The organism is Pantoea deleyi, assembly GCF_022647325.1.
Lineage (GTDB): Bacteria > Pseudomonadota > Gammaproteobacteria > Enterobacterales > Enterobacteriaceae > Pantoea > Pantoea deleyi.
On the sequence record NZ_CP071405.1, the window covers coordinates 2625669 to 2648444 of the forward strand.

The following is a 22776-nucleotide window of genomic DNA, read 5'->3' on the forward strand; positions in this document are numbered from 1 at the left end:
TGCTATTTTGTCACAGGCACCAGAAGAATGAACCTTTCATCCCCATCTTCCCTTCCGGGTGCTCTATTTTCGGACAACAGGACGCATTTTTGATGTTATTTACCCTGAAAAAAGTCATTGGCGGGCTACTTTTGCCCCTGCCGCTGCTGCTTTCGCTGATGGCGCTGGGCATTTTACTGCTTTGGTTTACGGGCTGGCAGAAAAGCGGCAAAACGCTAATCTCTGTCAGCTGGCTGCTTCTGCTGCTACTGAGCCTGCAACCGCTGGCCGATCGTCTGCTGCTGCCGCTGGACAGCCGCTATCCGACCTGGAACGGCACCGAGAAAGTGGACTACATTGTGGTACTCGGCGGGGGCTATACGTTTAATCCGGCCTGGGCGCCCAGCTCAAATCTGCTGAATAACAGCCTGCCGCGCGTGGCGGAAGGCATCCGCCAGTGGCAGCGGAATCCGCAGGCCACCCTGATCTTCACCGGCGCGGCCGGAGGCACCAATCCCAAAAGCAGCGCCTGGGTGGCCGCGCAGGTGGCGGAGAGTCTGGGTGTCGCCCCCAATCATATTCAGATTCTCGATCAGCCGCGCGATACGGCGGATGAAGCCCGGGCGGTGAAAGAGACGGTAGGCGATCGCCCATTCCTGCTGGTCACCTCCGCGAACCATATGCCGCGGGCCATCCGCTTCTTCCACGCGGTCGGGTTGCAGCCGATCGCTGCGCCCGCCAATCAGCTGGCGATTACCTCGCCGCTGAATGGATGGGAACGGGCTATCCCTTCGTCGATCTGGCTGAGTCACAGTGAACGCGCCGTCTATGAAACACTGGGCACGCTGCTGCAGCGGCTCCGGGGCGGGAATGTTGAATCAGCCGAGCCAGGGCAGTAGCTGCGAACGCGCGTAATCGAAACGGGCACGATTGAAGAGGCCGGTCTGAACCATCTGATCGATGCAGTCCCAGAGCTGGTAAACCCATCGCCGCCAGAGAAAGCCTTCGGAAACCGGTGCCCGCTGCAGATAAGTGTGCAGCAGCGCCGTTTCAGCGGGCGAGCCGTCCAGGTGAATCAGATCGTATTCACGCGGAGCCCAAAGGATAGTGCCCGGCTGGGTCATCGCGATTAACTGATCGCTGCGGCTGTTTTTCAGCATACTCTGCAGCCGCACATTGCCGTGCACCATCACGCAGGGATCGTCGAAGTCGCGGAACAGATGCGCCAGCCGCGCCCGGCAGCGAAACAGCACCTGCCGATCGTCCAGCGTAAAGGCGGGCGGTCGCAGGTAGCCCAGCGTAGCCCACAATACCTCCACCCGCTGCGCATACCAGGCGGGCCAGCGGTTCTGCTGGGTGCTGTCAACCGTTCCTACCAGGCCGTGACTGTCAAGCCGGTGCCAGGCCAGCAGCCCTTCGACCACCTGTTCACAGAACTGATCCCAGCGCTCCGCATCGCGCGCAGGCGCTTCCGCCGTCACGCCATTCAGGCGCCCCAGCAGAAGCATTTCGTGAGCGGGAGGCTGCTGGCTCATCACCAGACCATAGACGGCGGGCACGGCGATCAGCCCGGCCTGCCCCAGCAGCGCCAGCTTTCTGGCTTCCATCGCCGCCCGGCCCTGATGACGAAAATATCTGGCCACCACGGGCATCGGACGCCCTTCCCGATCGTAGAGCGCATAAAGCCGGGTCGGCGGATGTTCGCTGATGAGTTCGAGGCGGCTGATGGTTTCCCCCAGCGCCAGCGTGAGTTCCGATTTGAGCTGTTCCATACGGCATCCTCCTCAGATGAAGATCACACTATCCTGAAGGAAGTCTGGGCGTTTAGCGGCGGATCAAAATTTGTGCTGAAGCGGGGAGACGGGCTCCCCGCTATTTGTCAGGCGTGCATCGCGTCGCGGACGCGTTGCAAATCCTCAGGCGTATCGACGCCAACGCTGGGGATCGCTTTCGCTACGGCAACGTGAATTTTCTCGCCGTACCACAGCACACGCAGCTGCTCCAGCAGCTCAATCTGCTCCAGCGGACAGGGCGCCCAGGCAACGTAGCGCCGGATAAAACCGGCACGATAGGCGTAGATGCCGATGTGACGCAGCAGGGTCTCGCCGATCTGCTCGCGCGAGGCGGCGTAACGCTCACGATCCCAGGGAATGGTCGCCCGTGAGAAGTAGAGCGCGTACCCTTTCTCATCCATCACGACTTTCACCGCGTTCGGATTAAAGGCCTCTTCGGCATCGGTGATCGGTACGGCCAGCGTCGCCATGCCGGCCGACGATCCTGCCAGGTTCGTGGCTACCTGGCGCACAATCTCAGCCGGGATCATAGGCTCGTCGCCCTGAACGTTGACGATGATTTCATCGTCGGCAAACTGATATTTTTCGACCACTTCGGCCAGCCGCTCCGTGCCGGACTGGTGATCGACGCGCGTCATGCAGACTTCGCCGCCAGCCGCTTCCACCGCCTGCGCCACGTCAGGGTGGTCGGTCGCGACAATGACCCGGCTGGCACCCGATTCACGGGCGCGCTCCATTACATGCACCACCATCGGTTTACCGTGGATGTCGAGCAAGGGCTTTCCGGGCAGGCGGGTTGAGGCATAACGCGCCGGAATGATGGCGGTAAAACTCATGGATGAATCTCTTCAACAGAGAGCGTGCGCGCTTCCGTTTCCAGCAGCACCGGAATGCCCTCTCTGACCGGGAAGGCCAGGCCGTCAGGTTTGCAGATCAGCTCCTGCTGAGCATTGTTGAAGTAGAGTTTGCCATTACAAACCGGGCAGGCAACGATTTCGAGTAAACGATGATCCATATGTCCTCCATCAGGGACCGAATGCTTGAGGGTTAAAGCATACCATAGCGCGGCGCAGGCGGGATGGGGTAAAACGTCTTACGCGGTGGCGGCCGTAACAGCGATCACGGCAGCGTCCAGTGCGTGGGCCATTGCTCCCTGAGTGAATCGGGTGCCTGCATGAGAGTAACGCTCTCCGCTCCCTGCCAGGCCGCAAACCGTTCGATAGCGCGCCGGATGTCGGTGACAAAACGCGCCGTGACGCGCGTCTCCGCTTCGAGCCAGATGTTTTTAATCTCCAGCTGTCTGGCCTGACGCAGCATACGGGCATCGAGCCGCCCTTTTATCTCGCCGCGATGCAGGATGGGTAACACGAAATAGCCAAATTTGCGCTTTTCCGCCGGGGTGTAACACTCGATGCGGTAGTCAAAGCCGAACAGCGCCAGCGCGCGTTTGCGATCCCACACCACCGGATCAAAGGGCGACAGCAGCGCGCTGTGGGTCGCCTGCAGAGGCGTTTCCAGTAGCGGCAGAAGGTCGCGATGCAGCCACATCGCCCCCAGCGCTTCAGCGTTAACGGCGATCAGTTCCCCCGCCGCTTCGGCCTCCGCGATAAAGGCGTTCACGGGAGCCCGCTTCAGACGATAGTAGTCGGGCAGCCAGGCCGCACGAAATATCCCTAAGCTACGGGCGCTGTTCAGCAGCATCTGACGGATTGCCTCCGCCTCGCTGATACCCTGTTGCGCATCCTGCCACTCCGGCATCACGCGACTGCGGAGATCGTAGACGCGCTGGAAATTGCGGCGTTCGGCAACCATCAGCTCACCGGCGCTGAAGAGGTTTTCCAGATGGCGCTTGTGCGGTTTCCATGCCCACCATCCCGCTGGCGTCTTAACCGTCGGGGTAAAGTCGGCGGCGCGCACCGGGCCGTGATCCCTGATCTGCTGCAGTAACTCCGCGATCTCCTGCTGATGTTCAGCGACCCACTGTGCGTTATATTTCCAGCCCAGACGTTCCGGCGACAGCATGCGATGACGCAGCAGTCTGTAATCAGATCGCGGAATAAAGCAGGCTTCGTGTGCCCAGTACTCAAAAATCTCGCCCTTTGCCAGCGCCTGTTCGAGCCATACCCCAGGATAGTGACCCAGACGACTGAACAGGACTATATAGGGGCTACGGGCCACTACATGGATGGTGTCGATTTGCAGCAGCGACATGCGGGAGATGCAATCAGTCAGATCCTGATAAACTGCACGTTTTGCTGGCGGGCGTAGCAGGCCCTGCGCGGCGAGATGAAGGTGGCGTGCCTGTTGTAACGAAAGTGAATGCGGGGTATTCATCCTCTTCCTTATCAGGCTCTGCCTGAAGGGGGGCCGCCGTCAGGGCTGGCGGCGGCAGAGTTGTTCGATATCGTCCAGCAGCGGTGCCACGGCGGTGCCGGTTAACCGGGCATCGACTGGCAGATACCACCACGCGGGCTGGGCAAAGTCGCGGCATTTCACCGCATCTTTTTCGGTCATCAGCAACTGCTGGCTGCCCTGAAGCAGTCGGGTCAGCTCTTCTTTACTGTAAGCGTGATGGTCGGCAAAGGCGATCTCTGCCACCGGCGTTATGCCCTGCTGTTTCAGCGTGGTAAAGAAACGGGGAGGATGACCGATCCCGGCCATCGCCACCACCTTACCCAGTTGCGCAGGCGGGCAGGTTTCACCGGTCAGCAGGTTAGTCGCCAGCCCCGGCTGAAGCTGCATGGCGATCTCGCCAGGCTGCGCTTCGCCTCCGTTGACGATTACGGCGTCGACCTGATGCAGCCGATCGGCACGTTCGCGCATCGGACCGGCAGGCAACCACCAGCCGTTGCCGAAACGACGCACACCGTCCACCACCACAATTTCCCGATCGCGCTGCAGAGCATAATGCTGCAGGCCGTCGTCCGTGATGATCGCATCCAGCGGACCCTGCGCCAGTAACGCCTCGATCGCCTGTCGCCGTTTCGGGGCGACCGCGACCGGGGCCGCCGTGCGCTGGGCGATCAGCACCGGTTCATCACCGGCCTGTTCCGTGCGGGTCTGCGCGGTTACCAGCAAAGGGTAGCGATCGGCCCTGCCGCCATAGCCGCGGGAAACCACGCCGACGCGCAGGCCGCGCTGCTGCAGCGCCGCAACCAGCCAGATCACCACCGGCGTTTTGCCATTGCCGCCCGCCGTTAAGTTTCCCACCACCACAACCGGCAGCGGCGCGCGCCAGCTTTTACGCCAGCCGCGCCGGTAACTCAGGCGTATCAGAGCCGTGATCGCCCCATACAGCAGGCTGAGAGGCCACAGCAGCAGCCACAGAGGCGATCGACCGCTCCAGATACGTTCTATCATTGGCCGAATTGCATCTTGTGCAGCTGGGCATAGGCACCGCGCTCTTCCAGCAGTGCCTGATGCGTTCCGCGTTCCACAATCTGACCATCTTCGATCACCACGATCTCATCCGCCTTTTCAATGGTAGAGAGTCGGTGCGCGATGACCAGCGAGGTCCGGTTCTTCTGCAGCTCGTCCAGTGCCGACTGAATCGCGCGTTCCGACTCGGTATCCAGCGCAGAGGTGGCTTCATCGAGGATCAGGATAGGGCAATCGCGCAGCAGCGCACGGGCAATCGCAATACGCTGACGCTGACCACCGGACAACAGCACGCCGTTCTCACCGATCACGGTGTCCAGGCCTTTATCCATCTTATTGATGAAGTCCATGGCATGCGCCATCGTGGCCGCCCGCTCGATCTCTTCACGGCTGTATTGCTCACTGCGCGCATACGCAATGTTGTTGGCGATGGTATCGTTAAAGAGGTGCACATTCTGCGACACCAGGGCGACCTGGTTACGCAGCGAACGCAGGCTGTACTCACGCAGATCGTGACCGTCCAGACGGATTTCGCCCTCCTGAATGTCATAAAAACGGGTCAGCAGGCTCGCCATCGTCGATTTACCGGAACCGGAACGGCCCACCAGCGCCACCGTCTTGCCTGCCGGCAGCGACAGGTTGATATGGCGGAGCGCCGGGATGTCGCGACCCGGATAGGTAAAGGTCACATCGCGGAATTCGATATCCCCTTTCGCGCGGGTTATTTCGCGCGTGCCGTTATCCACTTCCTGCTCGCTGTCCAGAATCGAGAACAGGGTCTGACAGGCCGCCATGCCGCGCTGGAACTGGGCATTGACGTTGGTCAGGGATTTCAGCGGACGCATCAGGGCGATCATTGAGGAGAAGACGACGGTGATCGTACCGGCGGTCAGGGTATCCATGACGCTGGGGAAGCTGGCGGCATAGAGAACAAACGCCAGGGCCAGCGAGGCGATCAGCTGAATAACCGGATCGGAGATAGAGGACGCCGAAACCAGCTTCATGCCCTGCTGACGCATACGGTTACTGACGCGGGAGAAACGTTCGGACTCAATCTCCTGCCCGCCAAAGATCAGCACCTCTTTGTGCCCTTTCAGCATCTGTTCGGCGCTGGTCGTGACCTGTCCCATGGTGTTCTGCATGCTTTTGCTGATTGAGCGGAAGCGTTTGGAGACGGTGCGGATCGCAAAGGAGACGATGGGGGCCAGAACAATCAGGATCAACGACAGCTGCCAGCTGTAGTAGAACATCATGATAAACAGACCAATGATGGAGGCCCCTTCACGCACCACGGTGACCAGTGCGCCGGAAGAAGAGGAGGCAACCTGCTCTGAGTCGTAGGTTATGCGCGACAGCAGGGTTCCGGTCGACTGCTGGTCAAAAAATGACACCGGCATGCCCATCATATGGCTGAACAGCCGACGGCGGATGTTCATCACGACATTACCCGAGACCCAGGAGATGCAGTAGCTGGAAATATAACTGGTTACGCCGCGGACCAGCATCAGGCCAATCACCACCAACGGCATCCACAGCATTACCGACCTGTCCGCTTTACCAAAGCCATCGTCCAGTAATGGTTTCAACAGGGAGAGCATTAAGGCGTCGCCCGCAGCATTAATAATCAGGGCGACCGAGGCCACAATCAATCCCGCTTTATTCGGCGCGATCATCGGCCAGAGTCGGCGAAACGTCTGCCACGTAGAGAGATCTTTATCTTGATGCATTATTTATTCACGCTGTTGGAAATAGCCGGCCATTCTACCTGGATTCGTCTTTGACGCCAAACCACTGATGATACCAGCGGGGCATTAATTGTTCCCGCAGGCCAGAAATCTGCACCCTGCCCTGCGCAATCCGGAGCGTGATTTGCCCGGATTGCCCCGTATCCAGCCAGCGAAAACCGGCCATCCGGTAATTTTTCAGCACCCGTTTCGCCGGCATTCGCCAGGCGTTGTAACGCGCCAGAGAGGCAATCGCGGTGTGGCCTGCCGCCCTGCGCAGCAGCAGCGAAGTTGATGAAGTCCGGCTGCCGTGGTGCGGCACCTGCAGGATATCGACCTTCAGTGCCTGCTTCTCCAGCGCCACCAGCTGCCGCTCCGCCTTTGCTTCAATATCCCCGGTCAGCATCAGCCGGATCCGGCCATCATCGACAATGATGACACAGGAGTCATTATTCCCCCCCGCCACGGGCGCCGTCAGCGGCCAGACCACCCGAAAACTGAGCTGCTGCCAGCGCCAGCGGGTGCCGCGCACGCAGGGCAGATGCGCCTTTTCTCCCAGCGCACTTCTGATCGGCACCGCTGGCCAGCGTTGCGTGATCGCCGCCAGCCCGCCGGTATGATCCTGATGTTTATGGCTCAGAATGATCTGTTTTAACCGCAGCTGCCTGCGCTCCAGCCACGGAATGATAATCCGGCTACCCGCGTTATCGTTCTGCCAGCGTGGTCCGGTGTCATACATCACCGCCTCGTGACCCTGGCTGATCACCAGGCTGAGGCCGTGGCCGATATCCAGCATATCGACGCGCCAGCCGGATCGTGGCGCGGGCTGGCGGCTCAGTATCATTGCCAGCGCCAGCGCGCAACTGCTGAACGGCAGAGAGAAGAAGAGCTGCGCACGCCAGAGAATCAGCCCGCCCCATACCATTACCGCGAACCAGGTAGTGCCATTCAGCGGCCACCATCCGTCGGGCAGCAGCGTCAGAGAATAAAAGAGCGCGCGCAGCGACCAGTCGGCGGCCTGCCAGAAGAGCACCGACAGAGAAGCAAATGGCAGCAGCAATGCGAGCGTGATCAGCGGCATGGTCAGAAATGAGACGATCGGAATCGCCACCATATTCGCGACCAGCGCGGTAAGGCTGATGCCGTTAAAAATCGCCACCTGCAGCGGCACCATCAGAATCATCATGCCGGCCTGCAGATGCAGCAGCTGCAGGGGCAGCCAGCGCCGCTGAAAGCGGAACGCCGCCGGCAGCGGAAACCAGTGGTACCAGATCAGCAGCATGCCGACAGCCAGCACCGAGAGCCAGAAGCTGTCAGAGAGCACGGTTAAGGGATCCGTCACCAGCAGCAGCGCAATACAGAATGTCCAGACCTGCCAGCTGTTCAGCTGAATACCGGCAAATCGGGTGATCGCCCACAGCGTCAGGGCCAGCAGGGAACGCTCTGCGGGAGGCTGCGCACCTGAGAGCCAGGTATAGAGTGCCGCCAGCAGCCAGCTTACCGCGAGAGGGAAAAGGTAGCCGATACAGCGGGCGGGCAGGAAAAATTGCACGCCACGCGCCAGCAGCCAGCCGGTGCTGGCGGCCAGCGCGATATGCATACCGGATATCGCCATCAGATGCGCGGTGCCGGTTTCCCGCAGTAGCTGTCGTGTCTGCGGGCTCATGCGATCCCGGATGCCAAACGCCAGCGCGTCCAGCGTCGCCTGTGTTGCCGTTGCGTGATTTCTCTCACGCTGCTTCAGAATAAAGCGCCAGCGGCCGTCACATCGCGCCTCCTCTACGCGCTGCCTGAGGATACGCCCCTGTAGCGGCGTATTGTTAGCCAGAGCAAAACGCTGCGCATCGAAGTCGCCCTCATTGAGCCGGGCGTGAACCGGTCGCAGACGGAGCTGCATCTTCCAGCGCTGACCCGGACAGTAAAACTCCGGCTCAGCATCGAACCAGATCCAGGCAAAGCGAGGCGGAAAGATCATCCTGTCCTGCGCTGTTAACAGACGAACGCGCATCTGTTTTCGCTCTGTGCGAACCTCACTGATCTGAACCGTGAAGGCTGCCGGGCGTGCGGAAAGCTGTTCAATATCCCGCACCATCAGGCGGGCATCATTGCAGGCCCAGGCCAGCAGCAGCAGCGCGATAGCGATCAGACGGACGCAGGGGGATGAGCCGTGCTGCAGTAGCAGACCGGCAAGCAGCAGCGCTCCTGTCACCTCGCCCGAAGGCAGGTGGGGTATCAGCAGTAAAGGCAGTGTGGCAATAATTGCCAGTCGCGCCAGAACGGTCCATGTCAGCATAATCGCGTCCCATCATTCACTCCGGCTATTCTGCGCAAAAGCGGAGAAAGCGACAGAAGAGGATCGGGCGGGTTCGGGATGCCTCGCAAAAAAAGTGTGGCATTACCGTGCAGATGACAGCGCGATGGAAATCAGGCCTGAGGGTGAATTGCAGGCAAAAAAAAACGACATCCGGAGATGTCGTTTATCTGGTTCGGTATTAGCTTAGCCGTAGATGTTTGCGCGATCGCGCAGCTCTTTGCCTGGCTTAAAGTGGGGAACGTATTTACCTTCCAGATCCACTTTGTCACCCGTTTTCGGGTTACGTCCAGTACGCGGAGCGCGATAGTGCAAAGAAAAACTGCCGAATCCCCGGATTTCGATACGTTCGCCCTGTGCCAGCGTGGTGGCCATGTGCTCAAGCATCTCTTTTACTGCATCCTCAACGACTTTCGCCGGTATATGAGTATGCTGTCCCGCCAGTCTTTCAATCAGTTCTGACTTGGTCATGTAACCTCCGGTTTATCCCTGTTGGAATGAATGACAGCTTTTACCGAAACCGGGTGGTTGCCCACCCGGTGCTTCAGGTCGATTACTCGCCTTTAGCCGCTTTGAACGCTTCAGCCATAGCGCTGGAGAAATTGCCTTCTTCCTGTTTGGTGTTAACAGTATTGATAGCTTCTTTCTCATCAGCCTGGTCTTTCGCACGGACAGACAGGCTTACGACACGGTTTTTACGATCAACGCCGGTGAACTTAGCTTCAACGTCGTCGCCAACGTTCAGAACCAGAGTTGCATCTTCAATGCGGTCCAGTGAAGCTTCAGAAGCGCGCAGGTAACCCTCAACGCCGTCTGCTAATTCAACTGTAGCACCTTTAGCGTCAACTGCAGTCACTTTACCGGTGACGATGGCACCTTTCTTGTTCAGAGTGATGTAGTTGTTGAACGGATCTTCTGCCAGCTGTTTAACGCCCAGAGAGATACGCTCACGCTCTGCATCGACCTGCAGTACAACAGCAGCGATTTCGTCGCCTTTTTTGTACTCACGAACGGCTTCTTCGCCAGTCGCGTTCCAGGAGATGTCAGACAGGTGAACCAGACCGTCGATGCCGCCGTCCAGGCCGATGAAGATACCGAAGTCAGTGATTGACTTGATTTTACCTTCAACACGATCGCCTTTGTTGTGCGTCTCAGCGAACAGCTGCCATGGGTTAGATTTGCACTGCTTCAGACCCAGGGAGATACGACGACGCTCTTCGTCGATGTCCAGAACCATAACTTCAACCACGTCGCCTACGTTAACAACTTTAGACGGATGGATGTTTTTGTTGGTCCAGTCCATTTCAGAAACGTGTACCAGACCTTCAACGCCTTCTTCGATTTCTACGAAGCAGCCGTAATCAGTCAGGTTGGTTACACGACCGGTCAGGCGGGTGCCTTCCGGATAGCGTTTAGCGATAGCAACCCATGGATCTTCGCCCAGCTGCTTCAGACCCAGAGAAACACGAGTACGCTCGCGGTCGAACTTCAGCACCTTAACGGTGATTTCGTCGCCCACGTTGACGATTTCGCTAGGATGCTTAACGCGCTTCCATGCCATGTCAGTGATGTGCAGCAGGCCATCAACGCCGCCCAGATCAACGAATGCGCCGTAGTCAGTGAGGTTCTTAACGATACCTTTAACTTCCATGCCTTCCTGCAGGTTTTCCAGCAGCTGATCGCGCTCTGCGCTGTTTTCGGATTCGATAACCGCACGACGTGAAACCACGACGTTGTTGCGTTTCTGATCCAGCTTGATCACTTTGAACTCAAGCTCTTTGCCTTCCAGGTGCAGCGTATCGCGCACCGGGCGCACATCTACCAGTGAACCTGGCAGGAACGCACGGATACCGTTGAGCTCAACTGTGAAGCCGCCTTTAACTTTGCCGTTGATAACACCGGTAACAGTTTCAGCGTCTTCGTAAGCTTTCTCCAGCGTGATCCATGCTTCATGGCGCTTCGCTTTCTCACGGGACAGCAGGGTTTCACCGAAGCCGTCTTCCACTGCATCCAGAGCAACATCAACTTCGTCGCCAACCTGGATTTCCAGTTCGCCGGCTGCGTTCTTGAACTGCTCTGCAGGAATTGCAGATTCAGATTTCAGACCCGCATCAACCAGAACGACATCTTTGTCGATAGAAACGACGATGCCACGAACGATAGAACCCGGGCGGGTTTCGATTGTTTTTAAGGATTCTTCAAATAGTTGAGCAAAAGATTCAGTCATATTGATAATCTTCAGGATTCTTCAATTTAACGTCCATCTGACTTCATGTCGGATGGGGTTGTTTCACATGCCCTGCACCGGATCCGTGGTACGGGGTGATAAATTCAGTTAAGCCGGAATGCCCAGTTTTTCACGGGCATAATGTAGTGCTTTTTCAATGACCTGGTCGATAGACATCTCGGTAGAGTCCAGCACCAGTGCATCGTCAGCAGCAACTAAAGGGGCAATTGCGCGATTGCGATCGCGGTCGTCGCGCTCTTTTATCTCGGCTAAAAGGCGGTCAAAGTTAACATTAAAGCCATTATCCTGCAACTGTAGCATACGGCGCTGAGCACGCTCTTCCGGGCTGGCATCGAGGAAAATTTTCACCGGCGCATCCGGAAAAACCACGGTGCCCATGTCACGACCATCTGCAATCAGGCCCGGCATTTCACGGAAACCACGCTGACGGCGCAACAGCGCCTCACGCACCCGCGGAAAAGCGGCTACGCGGGAAGCGGTGTTGCTCACCTCCTGCGTGCGGATTTCACCGGTAACATCTTCGCCTTCGAGGATAACCTGCATTTCACCGTTTTGTGACACGAAACGCACATCAAGATGCGCTGCAATCGGCACCAGTGCTTCTTCAGACTCGATATCCACCTGATGATGCAGTGCGGCTAACGCCAGCACGCGGTAAATCGCACCGGAGTCCAGCAGATGCCACTGCAGCGATTCCGCCATGGCTTTGCACAGGGTTCCTTTTCCCGCTCCACTTGGCCCATCAATAGTTATGACCGGGGCAGTTACTGTCATTATTCCCTCCTGTTGCTGCGTGCCTTATGACCATCTGGTCACCAATAATGCATAGCATTATACGCTGCATAGCATGGCTTGGTTACCCTTTCGCACTGACAGGGTTCGAAATCTTAGTTAATTCAGAGGATCTCTGCGGAATGACAGCCAGATTAAACCGGCGGGATCCGGTGCGAAACCGCACCGGAGAGGAGATATCAGGCAGGCTGGCTGATTTTTGCCAGCTGAACAAAATAGTCCGGGAAGGTTTTAGCGGTGCAGCCGGGATCCAGAATGGTCACCGGCGTATCGGAGAGCGCCACCAGAGAGAAGCACATCGCCATACGGTGATCGTTGTAGGTACCGATATCGGCATGGATCAGCGTGACCGGCGGCGTGATACGAATGTAGTCATGTCCCTCTTCAACCTCTGCCCCCACTTTGCGCAGCTCAGTGGCCATGGCGCTCAGTCGATCGGTCTCTTTTACCCGCCAGTTATAGATGTTACGCAACTGGGTTGTACCTTCAGCAAACAGGGCGGTTGTCGCAATGGTCATGGCGGCATCCGGAATATGGTTCATGTCCATATCGATCGCCTGCAGTTTCCCTGCGGTACAGGCAATGTAATCATCGCCCCACTCAATGGTTGCGCCCATTTTTTCCAGCACGTCTGCAAAGCGGATATCGCCCTGCACGCTCTGGCGACCAATCCCGGTGACCCGCACCGTGCCACCTTTGATAGCGGCAGCCGCCAGAAAATAGGAGGCGGAGGAGGCGTCGCCTTCAACCAGATAGTCACCTGGCGACTGGTACTGCTGCTGTCCCTTGATCAGGAAGCGCTGATAGTTCTGATTCTCCACAGCGACGCCGAAGCACTGCATCAGGTTCAGGGTGATATCAATGTAAGGTTTGGAAACCAGATCGCCTTTAATCGTGATACAGGTATCCTGCTGCGCCAGCGGTGCGGTCATCAGCAGTGCGGTCAGGAACTGGCTGGAGACACTGCCATCCACGCTGACGTCACCGCCGGTGAACCCACCCCGTAAACGCAACGGCGGATAGTTTTCGTTTTCCCGGTACTCAATGGTCGCGCCGCCCTGACGCAGGGCATCCACCAGATGGCCGATAGGACGCTCTTTCATGCGCGGTTCGCCGGTCAGCTCCAGATCGTGCTCGCCCAGACAGAGCGCCGCAGCCAGCGGACGCATTGCGGTGCCGGCATTCCCCAGGAACAGTGACAGCGGCTGTGCAGCATGAAGCGGCCCGGCATTACCTGTGACTTCACACACCGTGCGATCGCTGGAAAGCGTATAGCTCACGCCCAGCGCGGTCAGCGCATTCAGCATGTGCCGGACATCATCGCTGTCGAGTAAGTTGGTGAGACGCGTGGTGCCGTTAGCCAGCGCAGCCAGCAGCAAAGCACGATTGGAAACGCTCTTTGAGCCTGGCAGATTTACGGTGCCATTGACGCGGGCAATGGGCTGGAGAGTCAGGGAGTCCTGCATGTGAAACGAAATCCTCAAAAAATACAGAGACCTCGCCGTATGACGAGGTCTGGCATCAGCATAATTGCTGAGATCTTAATAATCAGCCGTGACGGCGTTCGAAATCAACCATGAAATCCGTCAGCGCTTTTACGCCTTCCAGCGGCATCGCATTATAAATAGATGCGCGCATACCGCCTACGACACGGTGCCCTTTCAGCGCATGCAGGCCCGCCCTGAACGACTCTTCCAGGAAGAGCGCATCCAGAGAAGCATCAGCCAGCTGGAAAGGAATATTCATGCGGGAACGGTTCTCCGCCGCCACATCATTGCGATAGAAGCCGCTGTGGTCGATAACACCATACAGCAGGTCAGATTTTGCCTGGTTGATGCGATCAATTTCGGCCACACCGCCCTTCTCCTTCAGCCACTTAAACACCAGTCCGGAGAGATACCATGCAAAAGTGGGCGGGGTGTTAAACATTGAATCGTTATCGGCCAGCACTTTGTAATCGAGAATAGAAGGCACGGAGGCGTGCGCCTGGCCCAGCAGGTCTTCGCGCACAATCACCAGGGTTAAGCCGGCTGGCCCCACGTTTTTCTGCGCACCTGCATAGATGACGCCGTAGCGGCTGACGTCGATAGGGCGTGACAGAATGGTCGAGGAGAAGTCAGCGACTACCGTTTTGCTGCCAAAGTCGGGCTGCTCGTCAATGGCGATGCCGTCAATGGTTTCGTTCGGGCAGAAATGCAGGTAAGCGGAGTCTTCGCTGACCGCCCACTCGCGCATCGGCAGAATGGCACGTTTGCCCTCGCGGGTCGTTTTGACATCCAGCGTGCGTGGAGAGCAATATTTTTCCGCTTCTTTTATGGCGCTATGCGCCCAGTAACCGCCATCGGCATAGTCGGCGTGAGTCGCACTTCCCAGCAGGTTACCCGGCACAGCGGCAAACTGCGCGCGCGCCCCGCCATGACAGAATAAAACTTTGTAATTCGACGGTATTTTTAGCAGATCACGGAAGTCCTGCTCTGCCTCTTCAGCCACCTGAATAAACTCTTTACTGCGGTGACTGATCTCCATTACAGAGGTACCCAGACCGCGCCAGTTCGTCAGTTCCTGTTCTGCACGACGAAGGACTTCAACCGGTAGCATCGCCGGGCCAGAGCTAAAATTATAAACTTGCGTCATTTCCCCTCACCACTGTCATATCGAACGGTTATGAATAATCATCCGGTTTTATCACTGCATTCTGATAGCTGCAATCATAAATCAGGGAGCGGTCACATTTTCTGAATCCGTCTCGCCGGAGGTTATGTTACCAATGCAAACCGGCACGGAATTTTGTGAGGCTTCATCCGGCCTCTCGAATCCGCATTTGGCTGGCAAGCCGCTCTGATGAAAACTAAGCCGGTAAAATTATCTGCCCTGATAGCGGTCGGTCAGCAAAGTCCGTATCATGGCGCGCTTTACGCACCCTATGACAACTGAGAGAGCGCCACAATGACGCAAACATTTATCCCGGGCAAAGATGCCGCACTGGAAGACTCCATTGCGCGTTTCCAGAACAAGCTGCAGGATCTTGGCTTTAATATTGAAGAAGCTTCCTGGCTTAATCCTGTTCCCCATGTCTGGTCAGTGCATATCCGCGACCGCGATTGCCCGCTCTGTTTTACCAATGGTAAAGGGGCCAGCAAAAAAGCGGCGCTGGCGTCTGCGCTGGGCGAATACTTTGAGCGTCTCTCAACCAACTACTTTTTTGCTGACTTCTGGCTGGGAAAAGAGATCGCCAGCGGCGATTTCGTGCACTATCCCAATGAGAAATGGTTCGCCATTCCTGACGATGAGTCACTGCCTGAAGGGATTCTGGACCCGCGCCTGCGGGCGTTTTACGATCCTGACCAGGCGCTGACGGCGTCCGGCCTGATTGATCTGCAGTCCGGTCATACCGAGCGGGGGATCTGTGCCCTGCCCTTTACCCGTCAGTCCGACCAGCAGACGGTCTACATCCCGATGAACATCATCGGCAATCTCTATGTATCAAACGGCATGTCGGCAGGTAACACGGCGAATGAAGCGCGCGTTCAGGGCCTGTCTGAAGTGTTCGAACGCTACATTAAAAATCGCATTATTGCTGAAGCCATCAGCCTGCCTGCCATCCCGGATACCGTGATGCAGCGTTATCCTGACGTGACAGAAGCGATTGCCCGTCTGGAAGCGGAAGGCTTCCCGATTTTCGCCTATGACGCCTCGCTGGGCGGAAAATACCCGGTCATCTGCGTGGTGCTGTTCAACCCTGCTAATGGCACCTGCTTTGCCTCCTTTGGCGCACACCCGGATTTCGGTGTGGCGCTGGAGCGTACCGTGACCGAACTGCTGCAGGGCCGCAGCCTCAAAGACCTGGACGTGTTTACGCCACCGACCTTTGACGACGAGGAAGTCGCTGAACATGCCAACCTCGAAACGCACTTCATTGATTCAAGCGGTCTGATCTCCTGGGATCTGTTCAAAGAAACAGCCGATTACGACTTTGTTGACTGGTCATTTGCGGGCAGCACCGAGCAGGAATTTGCCACACTGATGGCGATCTTTGCCGCTGAAGATCAGGAAGTCTACATCGCCGATTACGAGCATCTGGGCGTATACGCCTGCCGCATCATCGTTCCGGGCATGTCAGACATCTATCCGGCAGAAGATCTGGTGCTGGCGAACAACAGCATGGGCGCGGGCATCCGTGAAACCCTGCTCTCTCTGCCTGACAGTAACTGGAATCCGGAAGAGTATCTGGATCTGATCGGTCAGCTCGACGATGAAGGCTTTGATGATTTCACGCGCGTTCGTGAGCTGCTGGGCCTGGCGACCGGTAAAGACAATGGCTGGTATACGCTGCGTGTGGGCGAGTTAAAAGCGATGCTGGCGCTGGCGGGCGGCGATCTGGATCAGGCGCTGATCTGGACGGAATGGACGATGGAATTCAACAGCTCAATCTTCACGCCAGCGCGCGCAAACTACTATCGTTGCCTGCAGACCCTGCTGTTACTGGCGATGGAAGATGAGCGCGATCCGCTGCAGTATCATCACGCTTTCCTGCGGATGTATGGCGAAAGCGCCATGGAGGCCGCTTCCGCCGCCATCAGTGGAGAACGTCCGTTCTATGGCCTGCAGTCCGTTGATGAGTCGCTGCAGGCATTCCCGGCGCATCAGTCCCTGCTTGCCGCCTACGAAAAACTGCAAAAGGCTAAGCGTCAGTTCTGGAAAAACGTCTGATACCTGACGGGAAAATCTGACACCACCAGCACGACATGGCACCGGATTTATCCGGTGCCACTCTTCCCGCCTCATCTGTTAATGAAACATTAGCTGTATTAAAATTCATTCTTATTACATTGCATCATTTTATTTAACATGCAATCGTTTCACGCCTGACGTGCGCACGTCAGACTCATTATGCCGCGCTCAGCCATTAAAATATTTTTGTATTTTTAAAATTTATTTAATTCAACAAATTCATCTATTTAGATAAAAATTGCATTTTTATTCCCGCTTTCGGCTGTCGATCATTTCGGCAAACATGATCTATATCAATTACCACCCACTACGCCTTTGTTAGTATTTTTTCAGACAACTTCAGGAGTAAGTTAGTGTGAAAACTGACAACCCTTTTAATCTTTTATTACCCGCCGCAATGGCGAAAGTGGCCGAAGAGGCCGGTATCTATAAAGCCACCAAGTCCCCCTTCACCACCTTCTTTCTGGCAATAAACGCCGGCGTATTTATCTCAATCGCGTTCGTATTTTACATTACAGCGACCACCGGCAGTGGCGCGATGCCCTATGGCCTGGCCAAACTGATTGGGGGTGTCTGTTTCTCCCTCGGCCTGATGCTGGTGGTGGTCTGCGGTGCCGACCTCTTCACCTCTACGGTGCTAATCGTGGTCGCCAAAGCCAGTGGACGCATCAGCTGGGGCCAGCTGGCCCGCAACTGGATTAACGTCTACGCCGGTAACCTTGCAGGCGCCCTCTTCTTTGTGGCGCTGATGTGGTTCGCCGGTCAGCACATGGTGGCAAACGGCGCATGGGGTCTGAACGTCCTGCAAACCGCCGATCACAAGATGCATCACACGTTTCTGGAAGCGGTCTGTTTAGGCACGCTGGCTAATCTGCTGGTCTGCCTCGCCGTCTGGATGAGTTATTCAGGCCGGAGCCTGACCGATAAACTGGTTGTGATGATTCTGCCTGTTGGCATGTTTGTCGCCAGCGGGTTCGAACACAGCATCGCCAATATGTTTCTTATCCCTTACGCCATTACCATCCGCGACTTCGCGACACCGGAGTTCTGGCAGGCTGCTGGCTCATCGGCAGCACAGTTTCCATCGCTTACCGTCAGTCACTTCATTCTCGACAATCTGATTCCTGTGACGATCGGTAACATCATCGGCGGCGGCGTGCTGGTTGGGCTGACCTACTGGGTTATCTATCTCCGCAAAGGCAGCCAGACACACTGATTCTGAATCTGACGGCACAGAACGACAGCTGTGCCCGACCGTAAAGTCTCCTCATATAAGGCAGGTATATTATGACCGAACTTAATGCAAAACTGGCTTCAGCATGGGAAGGATTTGCTGAAGGCGAATGGCAGAATAGCGTCAACGTGCGCGACTTCATTCAGAAAAACTACACCCCTTATGAAGGTGATGAATCATTCCTGGCGGGCGCGACTGAAGCGACCACCCGGCTGTGGGAAAGCGTGCTGGAAGGCATCAAAATTGAGAACCGCACTCACGCTCCTGTCGATTTTGACACCGACCTCGCCTCAACGATCACTTCCCACGACGCTGGTTACATCAACAAGTCACTGGAAAAAATCGTTGGTCTGCAGACTGAAGCACCATTAAAACGTGCCATCATTCCTTTTGGTGGCATCAAGATGGTTGAAGGCTCCTGCAAAGTCTATGGCCGTGAACTCGATCCTTCACTCAAAAAAATCTTCACCGAGTACCGTAAAACCCACAACCAGGGCGTCTTCGATGTCTACACTCCTGACATTCTGCGCTGCCGTAAATCAGGTATTCTGACCGGTCTGCCTGACGCCTATGGCCGTGGCCGTATCATCGGCGACTATCGTCGTGTGGCGTTATACGGCATCGACTTCCTGATGGCCGATAAATTCGCTCAGTTCACCTCACTGCAGCAGGATTTAGAGAACGGCGTCAACCTGGAAGCCACTATCCGTCTGCGTGAAGAGATCTCCGATCAGCATCGTGCGCTGGCGCAGATCAAAGAGATGGCGGCAAAATATGGTCACGATATTTCCGGCCCGGCAACCAATGCGATGGAAGCCGTGCAGTGGACTTACTACGGCTACCTGGCCGCAGTGAAATCACAGAACGGTGCGGCGATGTCCTTCGGCCGCGTCTCGACCTTCCTTGATGTTTACATCGAACGTGACCTCAAAGCTGGTAAGCTGACCGAAGAGCAGGCACAGGAACTGATTGACCATCTGGTCATGAAACTGCGTATGGTGCGTTTCCTGCGTACGCCGGAATATGATGAGCTGTTCTCAGGCGACCCTATCTGGGCGACAGAATCCCTGGCCGGTATGGGCGTCGATGGCCGTACCCTGGTCTCAAAAAGCACGTTCCGCTTCCTGAACACCCTCTACACCATGGGGCCTTCACCTGAGCCGAACATGACCATTCTGTGGTCTGAAAAACTGCCGGTTAATTTCAAAAAATATGCCGCTAAGGTCTCTATCGACACCTCATCCCTGCAGTATGAGAACGATGACCTGATGCGCCCTGATTTCGATAACGATGACTACGCCATCGCCTGCTGCGTAAGCCCGATGGTCGTCGGCAAACAGATGCAGTTCTTTGGCGCCCGCGCCAACCTGGCAAAAACCCTGCTCTACGCAATCAACGGCGGCGTGGATGAGAAGCTGAAAATGCAGGTTGGACCGAAAGGTGACAAAATCAGCGACGACGTGCTGGATTTCGATACCGTCATGGCGCGTATGGACCACTTCATGGACTGGCTGGCCAAGCAGTATGTGACTTCACTGAACATCATTCACTACATGCATGATAAATACAGCTATGAAGCGTCACTGATGGCCTTACACGATCGCGATGTTTACCGCACCATGGCCTGCGGTATCGCCGGTCTCTCCGTGGCTGCAGACTCACTCTCTGCCATTAAATATGCCAAAGTGAAACCAGTACGTGACGAAGATGGCCTGGCTATCGACTTTGATATCGAAGGCGAATATCCGCAGTTCGGTAACAACGACCCACGGGTGGATGACCTGGCCTGCGATCTGGTTGAACGCTTCATGAAGAAAATTCAGCAGCTGACCACCTATCGCAATGCTGTTCCAACACAGTCTGTTCTGACCATTACCTCCAACGTGGTTTATGGTAAGAAAACCGGTAATACCCCGGACGGACGCCGCGCGGGTGCGCCATTTGGACCCGGTGCTAACCCGATGCATGGCCGCGACCAGAAAGGCGCCGTAGCCTCGCTGACATCCGTTGCCAAACTGCCGTTTGCTTATGCGAAAGATGGTATCTCCTACACCTTCTCTATCGTGCCAAACGCGCTGGGTAAAGATGACAACGTGCGTAAAACCAACCTTGCCGGTCTGATGGATGGTTACTTCCATCACGAGGCCAGCATCGAAGGCGGTCAGCACCTTAACGTCAACGTGATGAACCGTGAGATGCTGCTGGACGCGATGGAACATCCGGAAAAATATCCGCAGCTGACCATCCGCGTCTCCGGTTACGCTGTACGCTTTAACTCGCTGACCAAAGAGCAGCAGCAGGATGTGATTACCCGTACCTTCACACAGTCCCTGTAATCACCGTTCTGAGTGATAAAAGGCTCCTCGCGGAGCCTTTTATTTAAAAAAGTCTGTTCTGGTCGTCATCTTTTCGGGGTGCCTACCAGAATCGATTTCCTGCCCTGAGCGCAACAGAGATTGCGCCGTCTGTCCCGGCAGACCTACTGGAGAAAACATCGCAATGTCAGTTAACGGTCGTATCCACTCATTTGAATCCTGCGGAACCGTCGATGGTCCCGGCATCCGTTTCATCACCTTCTTCCAGGGCTGCCTGATGCGCTGCCTCTACTGCCACAATCGCGATACCTGGGATACCCACGGCGGCAAAGAGATCAGCGTCGACGCGCTGATGGCCGACGTGCTCTCCTATCGCCACTTTATGAACGCCTCGGGTGGCGGCGTAACGGCATCAGGAGGAGAAGCGATTCTTCAGGCTGAATTTGTCCGCGACTGGTTCCGCGCCTGTAAAGCAGAAGGTATTCATACCTGCCTCGACACAAACGGCTTTGTCCGCCGTTACGATCCGGTCATTGATGAGCTGCTCGACGTGACGGATTTGGTGATGCTCGACCTGAAACAGATGAATGATGATGTTCATCAGATTCTGGTTGGCGTCTCTAATCACCGGACGCTGGATTTCGCCCGCTACCTGCAGAAAAAGGGAAAGCGCACCTGGATCCGTTTTGTCGTGGTGCCCGGCTACTCCGATGATGATGACACAGCGCACCGGCTGGGCGAGTTCACCCGTGACATGGAGAATGTGGAGAAGATTGAGTTGCTCCCCTACCACGAGCTGGGCAAACACAAATGGATCGCGATGGGTGAAGAGTACAAACTGGAGGGCGTCAAACCGCCAACAAAAGAGACCATGGAGCGGGTGAAAAACATCCTCGCCAGTTACGGCCATGAAGTGATGTATTAAGCATCTTAACGACAAAAAGGGAGCCTGAGCTCCCTTTTCGCGTTTTATTCCTCAGGCATGCGCCACCGGTGTGGCATGCTGATCGGCTTTGCGCAGCAACATCACCAGATAGATCAGCGACACGGCAGCGATCATCACAAACAGCAGGCGGTCAGAATAGTTCTGCATCAGCACGGAGGTCATGGCCGGGCCAAGCAGGCTGCCCACGGTATAGCTCATCAGTAACGCCTGGTTCATCGCAACCAGTTCATGATGTGCGACGGTTTCACACGCCCAGGACATCGCCACCGGATAGAGCGTAAAGCCCGCCAGCCCGAGAACAAACAGCGCCGGAGCCATAGCGGCATTGCTTAGCATCGCCATCGCGCCCAGGATCACGACAAAGACCTGCACACGCAGCACCAGCATCCGGCCAAAGCGATCGGCCAGACGCCCCACCGGCCACTGCCCGACAATTCCTGCGCTCACCAGCAGCGCCATCCAGTAACCGACACTGGCATCGCTCATGCCCTGATGTGAGAGGTAGAGCGGCATCAGGCCATAGAGCGAGCCGAGAACAATGCCAGAGATAATGCAGCCATTGATCCCCAGGCGTGAACTCCGGCGACGGAGCATCGGCCAGATGCGCGTCGGGGCCGCTTCCGCCGCTTCACCACTGGCGGAAACGCGGGTGAAGACCAGCGGTAACACCGCGCACAGCACCAGCGAGGTCACCCAGGGGATCACACTCAACAGCTCGGTAGACAGCCTGCTGACCAGCAGCTGCCCGGCAACGGTGCCCAGGTAATAAACAATCATATAGGCTGCCAGCAGCCGTCCCCGGTTACGCACGGTGCCGCTGCAGAGCAGTGCGCTCTCGACCACCACCCACATCAGCGCACAGCCTGCACCCGCCATAAAACGCAGCGTGCTCCATAGCCAGAACCCCTGCATCATCGCCAGGCACAGGGTTGCCAGAGCAAAAAGTCCGGTCGCCAGGTAGTAGCTGCGATTAAAACCATACTGGCTGATCAGCCAGCCCGCCAGCAGCGTGCCGGCAAGATTTCCGGTGTAATAAGCGGAGCTGACGATGCCGACCTGCCAGGTGGTGAGGAGATCATGGGTCAGCCACAGGGGAACCAGCGTATTGAGCACGGCAATGGCGACGGTCATTAACATCAGGCCGCAAAGCAGCAAAATCACAGGGCGTGACCAGGTGGACATAGGGGATAAAAACCAGAACAGAAGAAGGAAATTGCGCGCAGTTTGCCATCCGTTAATTTAAAGTCAATGGGCGACATTTGACCGCAGCACATTTTGCTGCCCGACAATTTAATTTACTAATCTTCAGTGAGTTACAATCGTGA

Annotated in this window: 18 protein-coding genes; 5 read left to right on the forward strand and 13 right to left on the reverse strand. The window is 56.5% G+C overall.

Going from position 1 to position 22776, the window contains the following annotated elements; all coding sequences use genetic code 11:
• The first annotated feature begins 92 nt into the window (after nt 1-92).
• Nucleotides 93-878, forward strand: a complete 786-nt coding sequence (gene elyC, locus J1C59_RS12410) for an envelope biogenesis factor ElyC (RefSeq protein ID WP_128085664.1) — start codon at nt 93-95, stop codon at nt 876-878.
• Here the strand turns inward: elyC and J1C59_RS12415 are convergent.
• The 12 genes from J1C59_RS12415 to serC all read right to left on the reverse strand — a co-directional run bounded on the left by J1C59_RS12415 (nt 858) and on the right by serC (nt 14859).
• Entirely contained in the window at nt 858-1751 is an 894-nt protein-coding gene (locus J1C59_RS12415; RefSeq protein ID WP_128085651.1) for a phosphotransferase, read from the reverse strand. The genes elyC and J1C59_RS12415 overlap by 21 nt on opposite strands.
• A 107-nt stretch (nt 1752-1858) precedes the next feature.
• The gene (gene kdsB / locus J1C59_RS12420; protein ID WP_128085650.1) at nt 1859-2608 is read right to left on the reverse strand and encodes a 3-deoxy-manno-octulosonate cytidylyltransferase; all 750 of its coding nucleotides are present in this window, start codon (nt 2606-2608) and stop codon (nt 1859-1861) included.
• Nucleotides 2605-2787 carry a Trm112 family protein gene (locus tag J1C59_RS12425; RefSeq protein WP_009091101.1) on the reverse strand — a complete coding sequence of 61 codons (183 nt, stop codon included), beginning with the start codon at nt 2785-2787 and terminating at the stop codon, nt 2605-2607. Before J1C59_RS12425 ends, kdsB begins: the two co-directional genes overlap by 4 nt.
• A gap of 104 nt (nt 2788-2891) precedes the next feature.
• Nucleotides 2892-4106 carry a winged helix-turn-helix domain-containing protein gene (locus J1C59_RS12430; protein ID WP_128085649.1) on the reverse strand — a complete coding sequence of 405 codons (1215 nt, stop codon included), beginning with the start codon at nt 4104-4106 and terminating at the stop codon, nt 2892-2894.
• A 39-nt stretch (nt 4107-4145) separates the two neighbouring features.
• Entirely contained in the window at nt 4146-5132 is a 987-nt protein-coding gene (gene lpxK, locus J1C59_RS12435; protein WP_140917170.1) for a tetraacyldisaccharide 4'-kinase, read from the reverse strand.
• Nucleotides 5129-6877, reverse strand: coding sequence for a lipid A ABC transporter ATP-binding protein/permease MsbA (gene msbA / locus J1C59_RS12440; RefSeq protein ID WP_128085820.1), 1749 nt, complete (start codon nt 6875-6877; stop codon nt 5129-5131). Before msbA ends, lpxK begins: the two co-directional genes overlap by 4 nt.
• Nucleotides 6878-6911: 34 nt before the next feature.
• On the reverse strand, nt 6912-9167 hold the full coding sequence (locus J1C59_RS12445; protein WP_140917169.1) for a DNA internalization-related competence protein ComEC/Rec2: 2256 nt from the start codon (nt 9165-9167) through the stop codon (nt 6912-6914).
• 204 nt (nt 9168-9371) lie between these two features.
• Entirely contained in the window at nt 9372-9656 is a 285-nt protein-coding gene (gene ihfB / locus J1C59_RS12450) for an integration host factor subunit beta (RefSeq protein WP_003849360.1), read from the reverse strand.
• Nucleotides 9657-9738: 82 nt separating this feature from the next.
• On the reverse strand, nt 9739-11412 hold the full coding sequence (gene rpsA / locus J1C59_RS12455) for a 30S ribosomal protein S1 (RefSeq protein ID WP_003849352.1): 1674 nt from the start codon (nt 11410-11412) through the stop codon (nt 9739-9741).
• Nucleotides 11413-11520: 108 nt separating this feature from the next.
• Complete coding sequence (cmk, locus tag J1C59_RS12460; RefSeq protein ID WP_128085819.1) at nt 11521-12207, reverse strand: (d)CMP kinase; 687 nt, start codon at nt 12205-12207, stop codon at nt 11521-11523.
• Between the two features lie 197 nt (nt 12208-12404).
• On the reverse strand, nt 12405-13691 hold the full coding sequence (gene aroA / locus J1C59_RS12465; protein ID WP_128085818.1) for a 3-phosphoshikimate 1-carboxyvinyltransferase: 1287 nt from the start codon (nt 13689-13691) through the stop codon (nt 12405-12407).
• Nucleotides 13692-13773: 82 nt separating this feature from the next.
• Complete coding sequence (gene serC, locus J1C59_RS12470) at nt 13774-14859, reverse strand: 3-phosphoserine/phosphohydroxythreonine transaminase (RefSeq protein ID WP_128085817.1); 1086 nt, start codon at nt 14857-14859, stop codon at nt 13774-13776.
• Nucleotides 14860-15171: 312 nt separating this feature from the next.
• Here serC and ycaO point away from each other — a divergent pair, with 312 nt between their 5' ends.
• From ycaO to pflA, 4 genes are all read left to right on the forward strand, one after another.
• On the forward strand, nt 15172-16935 hold the full coding sequence (gene ycaO / locus J1C59_RS12475) for a 30S ribosomal protein S12 methylthiotransferase accessory factor YcaO (RefSeq protein WP_128085816.1): 1764 nt from the start codon (nt 15172-15174) through the stop codon (nt 16933-16935).
• Nucleotides 16936-17311: 376 nt separating this feature from the next.
• The gene (gene focA / locus J1C59_RS12480) at nt 17312-18172 is read left to right on the forward strand and encodes a formate transporter FocA (protein WP_128085815.1); all 861 of its coding nucleotides are present in this window, start codon (nt 17312-17314) and stop codon (nt 18170-18172) included.
• 71 nt (nt 18173-18243) lie between these two features.
• Entirely contained in the window at nt 18244-20526 is a 2283-nt protein-coding gene (pflB, locus tag J1C59_RS12485; RefSeq protein WP_140917168.1) for a formate C-acetyltransferase, read from the forward strand.
• Nucleotides 20527-20689: 163 nt separating this feature from the next.
• On the forward strand, nt 20690-21430 hold the full coding sequence (gene pflA, locus J1C59_RS12490; protein WP_128085814.1) for a pyruvate formate lyase 1-activating protein: 741 nt from the start codon (nt 20690-20692) through the stop codon (nt 21428-21430).
• A 51-nt stretch (nt 21431-21481) separates the two neighbouring features.
• On the opposite strand, the gene J1C59_RS12495 is transcribed toward pflA, so the two are convergent.
• Complete coding sequence (locus tag J1C59_RS12495) at nt 21482-22633, reverse strand: MFS transporter (protein WP_128085813.1); 1152 nt, start codon at nt 22631-22633, stop codon at nt 21482-21484.
• Nucleotides 22634-22776 lie beyond the last annotated feature (143 nt).